Genomic DNA, 13,798 nt, shown 5'->3' on the forward strand with positions numbered 1-13,798 from the left:
ACCGGCCCGCCCCTGAGGAAGGGGGCGGACCGGTCCCCGCCGTCGTGTGCCGGCCGGGCCTACGCCCGCAGGTACGTCAGGACCGCCAGGACCCGCCGGTGGCCGCTGGCCGAGGTGGGCAGGTCGAGCTTGGTGAAGATGCTGCCGATGTGCTTGTTGACCGAACTCTCGGCGATGAACAGCGTCTTGGCGATGACGCTGTTGCTCTGCCCCTCGGCCATCAGCGCCAGCACCTCGCGCTCCCGCTGGGTCAGGGTGCTCAGGGGGTCGTCGCCGGCCCGGCGGATCATCAGCTGGGAGATCACCTCGGGGTCCATGGCGGTGCCCCCGGCCGCGATCCGGTCCAGCGCCTCCAGGAACTCCTCGGTGTTGCCCACCCGGTCCTTGAGCAGGTAGCCGACGCCCGAGGCGCTCTGGGCCAGCAGTTCGCCCGCGTACGCCCGTTCCACGTACTGCGACAGCACCAGGACGGGGAGTTCGGGGATCTGCCGGCGGGCCTCGACCACCGCGCGCAGGCCCTCGTCGCGGAAGGACGGGGGCAGCCGGACGTCCACCACCGCGGCGTCGGGCCGGTGTTCGAGCAGGGCGGGCAGCAGGTCGGTGCCGTTGTCGACGGTGGCGCAGATCTCGTGGCCCTCGCCGGCCAGCAACAGGACCAGCCCCTCCCGGAGCAGCGCGTTGTCTTCGGCGATCAGGATCCGCATGGAATCTCCACTCTGAGTACGGTCGGGCCCCCGGGCGGGCTGACCAGTTCCGTGGTGCCGTCGAAGGCCGCGACCCGGCGGCGTACGCCCATGATCCCGCTGCCCGCGTGTTCGGAGGCGCCGCCCCGGCCGTCGTCCTCCACGTGGATGGAGATGCTCCGCTCGGTGATCCGCAGCCGCACGAGCGCGCCGGCGGCGCCGCTGTGCTTGGCCACGTTGGTCAGCGCCTCGGAGACGACGAAGTACGCGGCCGCCTCCACGGCGGCCGGGGCCCGCGGCACGGTCGCCGCGTCGTCCTCGATGTCGATCGAGGTGGGCACCTCGTTCAGCGCGGTCAGCGCCCGCACCGCGTCGATCAGCCCGCGGTCGATCAGGACCGGCGGGTAGATGCCGCGCACCAGCTGGCGCAGCGACTCCAGGGCCTGCTGGGCGAGTTGCTGGGTGGCGTCGACCATCTCGGGGACCTGTTCGGGGCGGGCCTTGAGCGCCCGTTTGATCATGCCCAGGCGCAGCGACACCGCGACGATGCCGGCCTGCGCCCCGTCGTGCAGGTCCCGTTCGATGCGGCGCAGCTCCGCGTCGTGCGCGTCCAGCGCCTCGGCGCGGGTGACCGACAGCTCCTGGACCCGCTGCTCCAGCGGGACCCGGGCGCGGGCGACCAGACAGGCCCGGGAGCCCAGTGCGTGCACCCGGGCCAGCGCCACGACGATCGCGGCGGCCACCGCCGCGTAGACCATCCCGACGAACATGGCGCCGAACGCCTTCGGCCAGGAATCAACGGTGATCATGATGACGGCGTCCCGCTCGCGCGGGGCGAGCCGCCACCACAGGGGCGCCGAGAGCCAGTTGACCGCGCCGCCGCAGGCGCTGACGGCGGCGACGCACAGGACGGTGCCCGGCACGCTGTGCGCGAGCAGCCACACGACGTCCTTGCGCACGGCCGGGTCGCGCAGCGACAGCCGCGGACGGCGGGTGTCGCCGTCCACCCCGCGGTAGTACGTGACGACTTCGGTGCCCAGGATGCGGGAGACCCGGCGGCGGTGGAACTCGGCCACCCGGCGCAGCAGCCGCAGCACGACCGGCAGCAGCAGGAAGCCGGTGCCCACCAGGCACAGGGCGAGGGCGACGACGAGCAGGTAGAAGAGCACGAGGCCGGCCAGGCCGGTGCCCAGGCAGAGCAGGATGTAGCCGATGGCCTGCGGGAAGCGGCCGAACAGCCGGTGTGCGAGTTCCCGTGCGGGCATCCGTCGCAGTGTCGTGAACAGCGATAAGGACATGGCTGAGTGAACCCCCCGACGCAACGGCGCGATCACCGTACCACCGGCGGTGACGCCGGGGCCGGGGTGCCGGGCCCGCGACGGACGGCGGTCCTGGGGCTGTCCGGAAGCGGCAGGGGCACTTATCTGCACCTTTCAACCTCCAGTTCACGTGGTGGTCCGCGATATGGCCGAAGATCTAGCGTGCTGGGGCAGAAGGACCGGACTACACACCGCGCAGCGAGGGGTCGGACGTGAGCAGAAGGGACCGGGCGGCACGGGGCGCCGCGGAGGCGCCGCCTCCGCGGACGGACGAGGCCACGCCCCTGGGCAACGGTGACGGCCGGCGGGCGGGCGACGGCCCGGTGGTCAGCCTCAGCGGGGTCCGCAAGACCTACGGCAGAGGCGCCGGCGCGGTGCACGCCCTGCGCGATCTGTCCCTGAGCTTCGCCCGGGGCTCCTTCACCGCGGTGATGGGCCCCTCGGGCGCGGGCAAGAGCACCTTCCTGCACTGCGCCGCGGGCCTGGACCGGCCGGACGCCGGGACGGTGGTGCTGGGCGGTACCGACCTCGCGAGCCTGAACGAGGTCGAGCTGACCATGCTGCGCCGGGAGCGCGTCGGCTTCGTCTTCCAGGCGTACAACCTGATGTCGGCGCTGACCGTGGCGGACAACATCACCCTGCCGCTGATGCTGGCGGACCGCCGGCCGGACCCCGCCTGGCTGGACCGGGTGGTGGCCCAGGTCGGGCTGAGCGACCGGCTCGGGCACCGGCCGTCCGAACTCTCCGGCGGCCAGCAGCAGCGAGTGGCCATCGCGCGCGCCCTGGCGGCCCGTCCCGAGGTGGTCTTCGCCGACGAGCCCACCGGCGCGCTGGACACCCGTACCGCCAAGCAGGTGCTGCAACTGCTGCGCGACATCGTCGACTCGACGGGGCAGACCGTGGTCATGGTCACCCACGACCCGGTCGCCGCGTCCTACGCGCACCGCGTGGTCTTCCTGGCGGACGGGCGGTACGCGGAGGAGATGACGCGGGCGACGCCGGAGCTGATCGCCGAGCGGATGACCCGGCTGGGAGAGTGGTGATCCCGTGTTCGCGCTCGTGCTGAAGACGGTCAAGGAGCGCAAGAGCGGCTTCGTGGGGGCGTTCGTCGCGCTCCTCGGCGCCTCCATGCTCATCACCGCCTTCGGCATCATCCTCCAGTCGGGCATCGACTCCGGCGTCCCGGTGCAGCGGTACCGCGACGCCGCGGTGGTGGTGGCCGGCAAGCAGGAGTTCTCGGTCACCGAGGGCAAGAGCACCAAGACCAAGTCGCTGGACGACGCCGTCGGGGTGCCGCGCACGCTGGTGGACAAGATCGCGGCGGTGCCGGGGGTCCGGCAGGCCGTGGCCGATCTGCGTTTCCCCACCCAGCTGGTGGACAAGGACGGCGGGGTGCTCAAGGGCGAGGACGGCGAGGGGGCGTTGGGCACCTCGTGGCCCGGCTCGGTCCTCGGCCCGTTCCACCTGGCCGGCGGGCGGGGCGCGGAGCGGCCCGGCGAGGTCGTCCTGGAGAAGTCGCTGGCCGAGCGGGCCGGGGTCAAGGCGGGCGGCACCGTCCGGCTCGCCACGACGCAGGCCGCCGCGGTCTACACCGTCGTCGGCGTGGTCGAGTACCGCGGTCCCGGTGACGGGCTGCGCACCCCACCGGTGTTCTTCTCCGAGGCGCAGGCACGGCAGTTGTACGGCCGGGACGACCAGGTCTCGGCGATCGGCGTGCTCGCCAAGGAAGGCACCGACCCGGAGGAACTGGCGGAGCGCATCGAGGGCAGGCTCGGTGGCACCCCGGCGGACCTGTACACCGGGGACGGGCTGAGCAGCGTCGAGAACCCGGACGTGGCCTCCGCGCGGGGCAGTCTGAAGGAGCTGGCCGGTTCGCTGGGCGGCACCGTCGTCCTGATCACCCTGATGGTGGTGAGCAGCACGCTCGCGCTCGGCGTCCACCAGCGGCGCCGGGAGCTGGCGCTGCTGCGCGCGGTGGGCGCGACTCCCAAGCAGATCCACAAGATGATCGCCGGTGAGGCGCTGGTGATCTCTCTGCTGGCGTCGGTCATCGGCTGTCTGCCGGGGGCGCTGGCGGCCGGCGTGCTGCGCGGCGCGCTCTCCGTGATCGGCGTGGTGCCGGACGACTTCGCGTTCTCCTACGGGCCGGTGCCGATGATCGCCGCGGTGGCCATCGGGGTGGCCACCGCCCAGATCGCGGGGTTCGCGGTGGCCCGCAAGGTGGTGTCCATCCGCCCGGTGGAGGCGCTGAGCCAGTCCCGTACGGAAGAGCCCACGCTCGGGAAGGCGCGGATCACCTTCGGTGTCGTCCTGCTGGTGCTCGGGCTGGCCGCGTCGATGCTCCCGCTGTTCTTCGGCAGCATCTTCGCCGTCGCGGGGGCGGGCAGCGGCGGCCTGATCATGGTCATCGCGATCCTGATGCTGGCGCCGCCGGTGGTGGGCCGGGCGACCCGGCTGCTGGCCCGGCCGTTCCAGCGGAGGTTCGGCACGCTGGGCTACCTGGCGGTGGCCAACACCCGCGCCAACGCCCGCCGGCTGGCCGCCGGGATCGGGCCGCTGATCCTGGCGATCGGCTTCGCCTCCGTCCAGCTGTTCATCCCCACCACGACCTCCGCGGCGGCCGAGGACCAGGCCGCGGCGGGGGTGATCGCCGACTACACGCTCGGCAGCGACCTCGGCGGGGTGCCGGTGGGGGCGGCCCCGGACATCGCGCGGCTGCCCGGTGTCTCGGCCGCGGCCGGGGTGGTGAAGACCAAGCTGTTCGCCTCCCGGAAGCTGCTGGACTCCCCCGAGGTCTTCGACTACGAGGCCCAGGGCGTGACACCGGGGAAGCTGGACCGGCTGTTCGACCTGGATGTGGAGAAGGGCGACCTGAACGGGCTGGGCGCGTCGCCGGACGCGGTGGCCCTGAGCAGCGGCGCGGCGAGCACCCTGGGAGCCGGGGTGGGCGACCGGGTGCGGCTGCACCTGCCGGACGGCGCGCAGCAGGAGTCCAAGGTCGTCGCCGTCTACCGGCGCGGGCTGGGCTTCGGGGACGTGACCCTGCCGCACGACACGGTGCTCCGGCACAGCTCCAAGCGGCTGGACGACTCGGTCCTGGTCCGGCTGGCACCGGACGCGGACCGGGACAAGGTCGCCGACGGCCTGGCCGGACTGGCCAAGCGCTACCCGGGGCTGAAGGTCTCCGACGAGGACGGCGTGGCACGGGAGAAGACCGCGATGGCCGGACTGGTCGGCAGTGCGCTGCCGCTGGTGCTGGTCTTCGGCTACATCGCCGTGGCGGTGGCCAACACCCTGGTGATGACGACGCTGGGCCGGATCAGGGAGTTCGCGCTGCTGCGGCTGGTCGGCGCGACACCGGACCAGGTGATGCGCATGATGCGTACCGAGACCTTGATGGTCATCCTCATCGCCGTGGTGGTGGGCACCGTCGTCCCGCTGCTGCCGCTGATGACGGTGAGCCTCGGGCTGACCTCATCCCCCGTCCCGTACATCCCGCCGCTGCTGTACCTGGGCATCGTCGGGGCGACGGCGGCGCTGGCCGCGGCGGCGGTGCTGCTGCCGACCAGGCTCGCCCTGCGCTCGCGTCCCGCCGACGCCATCGGCATGCGCGAATAGCGCGCGCCCGTACGCACTCCGGCCGGCGGTCCCCCAGTGGGGCCGCCGGCCGTTCCGTTTCCCGGGCGCGGTCCCGTCCCGTACCCGCCCGGTTCGGCAACCTGCGCTATTTGCCTGCCGCTTAACGTCCCTACCTGGCCCAACTCCCCGGTGTTAGCCTGCTTTCACCAACGAGCTCGCACCGACGGGCCTTCACTTTCCCGGGACATTCAGCGCCGCGGACCGTCTGCCGCGCCTTTCCGGATTCCGGGCTCACTGCCTACTGCCTTCTGGGGGATGTGCCGTGGATTCACGACGGCTGGGCGAAATGCTTGGCGAACTGGCGCACCGCCATGGAATTCCGATGGCGCAGTGCGCCGTGCGCGAACCGGGCGGCACTTCCGTGGCGCGGGCGAGCGGTGTGCCCGGCGCGGGCGGCCCCGGGGAATCCGTGGTGCTGCCCTTCGCCTCGGTCACCAAGCTGTTCACCGCCACCGTGGCCCTGCAGTTGGTGACCGACGGCGACCTCGGCCTCGACGAACCGGTACGCGACCGGCTGTCGCCGTGGGCCGGCGCCGCCGCGGACGTGACGCTGCGGCACCTGCTGAGCCACAGTTCCGGGCTGGTCTGCGACCCTCCGGGTGAGCCCGGCACGGCCGCGCGGGCCGCGGCGGCCACCGCCGAGGCCGGTCTGCTCTTCCCGCCCGGCAGCGCCTTCTCGTACTCCAACGCCGGGTTCACCGTGGTGGGCCGGCTGATCGAGGCGGCCACCGGGATGTCCTGGCGGGACGCCGTGACCGACTTCCTGCTGGGCCCGCTGGACATCGCGCCCGCGTTCCTCGGCGGGGGCCCGGGCAGCGGCGGCGTCCGGCGCGGGCACGTCACCACGCGGAACGGGCCGGTACCGGTCGAACCGGCCGTCCCCCGGGCCGCGGAGCCGGCCGCGGCGCTGGCCGGCCGGGTCGAGGACCTGACCGCCTTCGGCAGCCTCTTCCTGGACGACCGCGGCGACGCCCACCGCGCCCTGCTCGACGACGAGGCGGTGGCGGCCATGCGGCGGCCGCCGTTCGACGCCGTGCCGTTCGGGCTGGCCGACGCCTGGGGCCTGGGCTGGGCCCTGTACGGGGCGGGTCCCGGCCGGTGGCTGGGGCTGGACGCGGCCGGCGCGGGCACCACCTGCCAGGTGCGGGTGCACCCCGCGAGCGGCACGGTGCTCGCCTTCCAGGCCGATTCCACCGCCGGTGCGGCGGCCTGGGACGACCTGGTCGCGCTGCTGCGCGCCGAGGGCCTGGCGGTGGGCATGCCGCCCGCGGGCAGGGCGCCCGGCGGCGACCGGCCGCTGCCCGACTGCACCGGCCGCTGGGTCAACGGCGAAACGGTCTACCGGATTTCCCGTACCGCCGCCGGCACCGCGGTGCTGGAGGACGACGACGGGACCGAATACCACCTCTCCGGTCACGGCGTCCAGGTGTTTTCCGCCCGGCACACCGAGAAACCGGCGATCGAGCACCTGGGGCGTTTCCTGGTCGACCCGGAAACCGGGCGGACCACGCTCATGCAATTCGGCGGCCGGTTGATGCAGCGCGCCGCGTGATCCTTTCCGGCGCACCGCGGCCCGGCCGGGAATGCACCGGCCGGGCGTCCCGCAATCCTTTGGAGAGCAGACGTGACAGCAACAAGTGACGGTTTTCCTCGCGACGGTGTGCGGGAGTCCGTGGGCATCGCGGACGGCGCGGCCGAACTCTCCCCCGTGCAGCGGCAGCTGTGGTTCCTCAACCGGTTCCAGGAAGGGCGGTCGGGGCAGACCCGCACGCTGTCGGTCCGGCTGGGCGGTGCCCTGGACCTGGCCGCGCTGCGCGCCGCGCTGGCAGCCGTCGTCCACCGGCACCGGGTCCTGGGCACCGTGCACCGCGAGGTGGAGGGGCGCTGCCGCCCGGAGTTCCTCCCGCCGGAGCGGACCTTCGCCGCGCTGGCTGCCGAGCCGGTGCCGCCGGCCCGGCTCAACCGCGTCCTGGCGCAGGCGGCCGGCGAGGGCCTGGACCTCACCGCCGGGTGCCCGCTGCGCGTCCGGCTGCTGGGCCTCGCGCCGGACGACCACGTCCTGGTCCTGGTCGTGCACGAGATCGCGGCCGACGAGCGGTCGCTGACGCTGCTGGCCGAGGAGCTGGCCGGGGCGTACGAGGAGGCTGTCCGGACCGGTGGCACGCCGCGTACCGTCCCCGGCCCGCAGTACGCGGCCGTCGCCGCCGCGGCAAGCGCCGCGCTCGGCGATGCGCAGGAGCCGGGCAGTCCGGCCGCCGGACAGCTCGCCTACTGGCGCCGCACGCTCGAAGGGGCCCCGGAACAGCTCCAGCTGCCGCTGGACCACCCCAGGCCCGCCGTCACCGACTACCGGAGCACCACGTACCACGGCTTCCTGGACGCCGCCCTGCACCGCAAGCTGGACGGGCTGGCGCGCAGCACCGGCGTACCGCTCGACGCGGTGCTGCTGGCCGGGGTCTCGGCGCTGCTGCACCGCTTCGGCGCGGGCACCGACGTCCCGCTGGCCGTCACCCTGCCCGGCCGGACGGACGCCGGATCGGCCGCGGTCATCGGGCCGCTGGCGAACACCGCCGTCCTGCGGACGGCCCCGGCGCCCGGCCACGGCTTCCGTGACCTGGTGCGGGACTGCGCCGCGGCCGGTACGGCGGCGCTGGAGCACGGCGCGGTCCCGTTCGAGCAGGTGGTGGACGCGCTGCGGCCCGAACGGGCCCTCAACCGGCACCCGTTGGCGCAGGTGGCCGTGGAGGTGCGGGACGCGGAGGCGGCGCGGATGGCCTTCGGCCCGCTCACCGCGCGGATCACCCGGCTGCCGGTGCAGCACTGCCGCTTCGACCTGCGCTTCGGCTTCCGGCTGCGGGCCGGTGCCACCGCGCCGGACGGGACCGGTGCCGGTGCTGGTGCCGGTGCCGGTGCCGGTGCCGGTGCCACGGACGGTACGCACGGCATCGACCTGGTCGTCGACTTCGCCACCGCGCTGTTCACACCGGCCACCGTGCGCCGGCTGACCGACGGGCTGCTGCGGCTGCTGCGGGCGGCCGTCGAGGCGCCCGGCGCCGCGTACGCCGGGTACGACGTGCTCGGCCCCGAAGAGCGGCGGCGGCTGCTGACCGACTGGAACGCCACCGCGCGGCCGGTGCCGGACGCCGGGGTGGCCCGGCTGTTCGAGGAGCGGGTACGCGACCACGCCGACCGCACCGCCCTGGTCTGCGGGAACACCCGCCTGTCGTACGCGGAGCTCGACGCGCGGGCCAACCGGCTGGCCCGCGCCCTGGTGGCCGGCGGCGCGAAGCCGGGCACGCTGGTGGCGCTGGCGCTGCCGCGCGGCCCGGAGCTGGTGGTCGCGCTGCTCGCGACGGCCAAGGCGGGGGCGGCGTACATCCCGCTCGACCCGGAGTACCCGGCCGACCGGATCGGCTACATCCTCGGCCACGCCGCCCCGTTCGCGCTGGTCACCGACGGCGCCACCGCGCAGCGGCTGTCCGGGGCGCCGGAGCGGCTGTTCGTCCTGGACGACCCCGCGCTGCGGGACCGGCTGGCGGCGCTGCCCGGCACCGGTCTGGCCCCGGACGAGCTGCCGGCCGCCGCCACCGGCGACGACCCCGCGTACGTCATCTACACCTCCGGCTCCACCGGGCGCCCGAAGGGGGTGGCCGTCGGCCGGCACGCCCTGACCAACTTCCTGGTGTCGATGGGCGATCTGTTCCCGCTGACCGGGGACGACGTCTGGCTGTCCGTCACCACCATCGCCTTCGACATCGCCGCCCTGGAGCTGTACCTGCCGCTGGTCAGCGGCGCCTCCGTGGTGCTGGCCGACCGGGAGACCACCACCGACCCCGGTGCGCTGGCCCGGCTGCTGACCGCGTCCGGGGCCACCGTCATGCAGGCCACGCCGAGCCTGTGGCAGGCGCTGTGCGAGGCCGCGCCGCAGGCGCTGCGCGGCCTGCGGATGCTGGTGGGCGGTGAGGCGCTGCCGGCCGCGCTGGCGGCCCGGATGCGCGCGCTCGGGTCGGAGGTCACCAATCTCTACGGGCCCACCGAGACCACCATCTGGTCGACCGCCGCCCGGCTCGACGACCGCCCGGGCCCGCCCGCCATCGGGCGCCCGGTCGGCAACACCCGGGTCTATGTGCTCGACGAGGCCCGGCGGCCCGTCCCGGTGGGCGTCGCGGGCGACCTGTACATCGCCGGCGCGGGGGTGGCGATCGGCTACCTCCACCAGGAGGAGCTGACCCGGGAACGCTTCGTACCGGACCCGTTCGCGCCCGGCATGGGGGTCCCCCCGGCCGAAGGCTGGGGGAGGATGTACCGCACCGGTGACCTGGCGCGCTGGGCCGCCGACGGCAACCTGGAGTTCCTGGGCCGGTCCGACTTCCAGGTCAAGATCCGCGGGTTCCGGATCGAACTCGGCGAGATCGAGGCGGTGCTGGAGCGGCACCCAGACGTCGGCAAGGCGGTCGCGGTGGCCCACACGTACCGGCCCGGGGACACCCGGCTGGTGGCGTACGTGGCTCCGGCCGGCGCCGACGTCGCGGCGCTGCGTGCCTTCGCCGGCACCCAGCTGCCCGCGTACATGGTCCCGGCGGCCGTGGTGGCGCTGGACGAGATCCCGCTGACGCCGAACGGCAAGACCGACCGCGCCGCCCTGCCCGCGCCCGGCACCGACCCGGCGCCGCGCGGGCGCGGCCCGCGGATCGCCCGCGAGGAGCAGTTGTGCGACCTCTTCAGCGAGGTCCTGGGGCTGAGCGCGGTCGGCGTGGACGACAGCTTCTTCGACCTGGGCGGCCACTCCCTGCTGGCCACCCGGCTGATCGGCCGCATCCGCTCGGTGCTGGGTGTGGAGGTGCCCATCCGGGCGCTGTTCGAGACGCCGACGGTGGCGGGGCTGGCCGGGCGGCTGGACGGCGCCCGGGCCCGGGAGACCGGGCTGAAGCCGGTGGGCCGGGACCGGGACCTGCCGCTCTCGTACGGGCAGCAGCGGCTGTGGTTCCTCTACGACTACGAGTCCCAGGGCAGCGAGTACAACTCCGCCTTCGGGCTGCGGCTGACCGGGCCGCTCGACGTGCCCGCGCTGCGCGCCGCGGTCACCGGGCTCGTGGCCCGGCACGAGGCGCTGCGCACCACGTTCGGCTCGCGCGGCGGGCAGGGCGTGCAGACCGTGCACGAGCCGGCCGAGGTGCCGGTCCGGCTGATCAATCTCGCGGACGGTGCGGGAGGGCCCGACGACGGGGAGGACCGCGAGGCCGCGCTGACGCGGGTGCTGCGGACCGCCCTGAGCGAGCCGTTCGACCTGCGCACGGGCCCGGTGCTGCGTCCGCTGCTGGTCCGGGTCGCCGAGGAGGACCACGTCCTGGTCCTCGACATGCACCACATCGTCACCGACGGCTGGTCCAAGGACGTCATGGCCCGCGAGCTGGGCGTCCTCTACGAGGCGGCGCACCACGGCCGGCCCGCGGCGCTGGAACCGCTGCCGGTCCAGTACCCGGACTTCGCCGTCTGGCAGCGCGCCACACGCGCGGACGCCTACGCGGCCGACCTGGACTACTGGAAGCGCCAGTTGGACGGTGTCGTGCCGCTGGAGATGCCCACCGACCGGCCCCGCCCGGCCACCCGCAGCACCCGGGGCGCGGCACACCGCTACACGCTCCGCCCCGGTCTGGTCGCCGAACTGACCGCGCTGTGCCGGCGGGAGGGCGTCACCCTCTTCGCGACGCTGACCGCCGGTGTGCAGCTGCTGCTGTCGCGCTACGCCCGGCAGCAGGACATCGCGCTCGGCACCATCGTCTCCGGCCGCGACCACAGCGAACTGGAGAACGTGCTCGGCTTCTTCGTCAACACGCTGGTGCTGCGCGCCCAGGTGCGGCCCGAGCTGACCGTCGCGGAGTTCCTGGCGGAGGTCCGCGGCACCGTCCTGGACGCCTTCACCCACCAGAACGTGCCGTACGACCGGCTGGTGGAGGAGCTGCGGCCGGACCGCGACCCCAGCCGGACCCCGCTGATCCAGGCGGCGCTGCTCCTCAAGCGCCCGCAGGGGCCGGTGCCGGGCCCCGGAGGCCTGCGCATGGCGGAATTCGGGCTGCCCCGGCTCAACGCACTGTTCGACCTCGGCTTCGAGTTCGAGGAGCGGGACGGGGCGCTGGCCGGACTGATCGAGTACAGCACGGCGCTCTTCGACGAGGAGACGGTCGCCCGGCTCGCGCGGCACCTGGTGGTGCTGCTGGAGAACATGGCCGCCGGTCCGCAGCGGCTCCTGGGGCAGCTGCCGATGATGGACGACGCGGAGCGGCACCTGGTCACCACCGCCTGGAACGCCACCGATGTGCCGGGCCGCGCGGACCGTACGACCGTGCACCGGCTGGTGGCCGAGCAGGCGGCCCGTACCCCGGACGCCACGGCCGTGGTCGCGCCGGACGCCCGGCTGACCTTCGCGGAGCTGGAGGACGCAGCCGACCGGCTGGCGCGCCGGCTGCTGGCGCACGGCGTACGGCCGGGCGAGGTGGTCGCGGTGCGCACCGGGCGCGGCGCCGGGATGGTCACCGCCCAGCTCGCGGTGCTCAAGGCCGGGGCGGCCTACCTGCCGCTGGACCCCGCGCTGCCGGACGACCGCACCGCGTACATGCTCCAGGACGCCTCCGTACGGCTGCTGCTGGCCAGGGGCGAACTGGCGGACGTGCTGGTGCCGGAGGGCGTGACGGTGCTCCGCGCCGACGGTGCCGAGGACGAGTCCGACGGCGGTGCGCCGCCGGCCGGGCCGGTCCGGGTGCCGGTGTCGGCCGGTGACCTCGCCTACGTCATCTACACGTCCGGGTCCACCGGACGGGCCAAGGGCGTGCTCATCGAGCACCGCGGCGTGGTCAACCTCTGCGACTGGTACCGGGACTACTACCGCATCGGCCCCGGTGACCGGGCGTCGCAGATCGTCGGCCCGGGCTTCGACCCGACGGTGCTCGAAGTGTGGGCGAACCTCGCCTGCGGGGCCGCGGTGCACTTCGCCCCGCAGACCGCGCTGGACGACCCGCACGAGTTCGCGGACTGGCTGGTCGCGGAGGGCATCACCGTGACGCTGGTGCCGGCGCCGCGGCTGGAGTCCGTGCTGGACCGGCCCGCGCTGTGGCACGGCTCGCTGCGGTACGTGCTGACCGGCGCGGACGTGGTGCGCCGCCGACTGCCCGCGGACGCCCCGTTCACCCTGGTCAACCAGTACGGGCCGACCGAGATCACGGTGCTGGCCACCGCCGTCTTCCTCAAGCCGCAGGACGAGGCGGCGCCCGGCCGGCTGCCCTCGATCGGCGCGCCGGTCACCAACACCCGGACGTATGTGCTGGACGAGAACCGCGACCCGGTGCCGGTCGGGGTGCCCGGCGAGCTGTACATCGGCGGCATCGGGGTGGCGCGCGGCTATCTGGAGCGCCCGGAGCTGACCAAGGAGCGCTTCGTCCCCGACCACCTGGGGCCGGACCCGGACGGGCGGCTCTACCGCACCGGCGACCTGGTCCGGTGGCTGCCCGAGGGCGAGCTGGAGTTCCTGGGCCGGATCGACAACCAGGTCAAGGTGCGCGGCTACCGCGTGGAGCCGGGCGAGGTGGAGACCGTACTGCTGCGCGAGGCGAACGTGGCGCAGGCCGCGGTGCTGGCCCGGCAGCAGCGCAGCGGCCACTACGACCTGGTCGGCTACGTGACCGGCCAGGGGACGGAGCCCGTGGACCCGGAGGCCCTCCGCGCCCGGCTCGCGGCGGAACTGCCGGACTACATGGTGCCGTCGGTGCTCGTCGTGCTCGACGCGTTCCCGATGACCACGACCGGCAAGATCGACCGGCGCGCGCTGCCGCTGCCCGAGGAGCCGGCCGCTGCCGCCGGGGAGGGGACCGCGCCGCGCAACCCCACCGAGGAGGCGCTGGCCCGGATGTGGGCCGAGGTTCTCGGCGAGGAGGCGGTGGGGGTCGAGGACGACCTGTTCGACCTCGGCGCCAACTCCGTCCTGACCCTGCAGATCACCTCCCGCATCCGGGAGCGGTTCGGCATCCGGGTCTCTGTGCGGGAGATCTTCACCGCACGCACCGTAGCCGCACTGGCGGAGGACGTCCGCCGCAAAGTACTCGACGACTCGCGCCGCGTGCCGGCCGACACCATGACGCGCGGCAGCGCGCGGGGGGAGTGAAC

Annotated in this window: 6 protein-coding genes; 4 read left to right on the forward strand and 2 right to left on the reverse strand. The window is 74.3% G+C overall.

Features of this window, described 5'->3' with window-relative positions; translation table 11 throughout:
* Positions 1 to 59 precede the first annotated feature (59 nt).
* Both ACH4FX_RS20820 and ACH4FX_RS20825 read right to left on the reverse strand, forming a co-directional pair.
* Entirely contained in the window at positions 60 to 704 is a 645-nt protein-coding gene (locus tag ACH4FX_RS20820) for a LuxR C-terminal-related transcriptional regulator (RefSeq protein ID WP_398480982.1), read from the reverse strand.
* Positions 692 to 1,948: a sensor histidine kinase gene (locus tag ACH4FX_RS20825; protein ID WP_398480983.1), complete on the reverse strand. Its 1,257-nt coding sequence runs from the start codon at positions 1,946 to 1,948 to the stop codon at positions 692 to 694. Before ACH4FX_RS20825 ends, ACH4FX_RS20820 begins: the two co-directional genes overlap by 13 nt.
* A 338-nt stretch (positions 1,949 to 2,286) precedes the next feature.
* Here ACH4FX_RS20825 and ACH4FX_RS20830 point away from each other — a divergent pair, with 338 nt between their 5' ends.
* The 4 genes from ACH4FX_RS20830 (at position 2,287) to ACH4FX_RS20845 (ending at position 13,796) form a co-directional block, all read left to right on the forward strand.
* Positions 2,287 to 3,045, forward strand: a complete 759-nt coding sequence (locus ACH4FX_RS20830) for an ABC transporter ATP-binding protein (protein ID WP_398481248.1) — start codon at positions 2,287 to 2,289, stop codon at positions 3,043 to 3,045.
* Positions 3,046 to 3,049: 4 nt separating this feature from the next.
* On the forward strand, positions 3,050 to 5,620 hold the full coding sequence (locus ACH4FX_RS20835; RefSeq protein WP_398480985.1) for an ABC transporter permease: 2,571 nt from the start codon (positions 3,050 to 3,052) through the stop codon (positions 5,618 to 5,620).
* Positions 5,621 to 5,903: 283 nt separating this feature from the next.
* The gene (locus ACH4FX_RS20840) at positions 5,904 to 7,193 is read left to right on the forward strand and encodes a serine hydrolase domain-containing protein (protein WP_398480986.1); all 1,290 of its coding nucleotides are present in this window, start codon (positions 5,904 to 5,906) and stop codon (positions 7,191 to 7,193) included.
* 72 nt (positions 7,194 to 7,265) lie between these two features.
* Positions 7,266 to 13,796: an amino acid adenylation domain-containing protein gene (locus tag ACH4FX_RS20845; RefSeq protein WP_398480988.1), complete on the forward strand. Its 6,531-nt coding sequence runs from the start codon at positions 7,266 to 7,268 to the stop codon at positions 13,794 to 13,796.
* Positions 13,797 to 13,798 lie beyond the last annotated feature (2 nt).

It is taken from the genome of Streptomyces sp. NPDC018019, from assembly GCF_044327805.1.
In the GTDB taxonomy this organism is placed as follows: Bacteria; Actinomycetota; Actinomycetes; order Streptomycetales; family Streptomycetaceae; genus Streptomyces.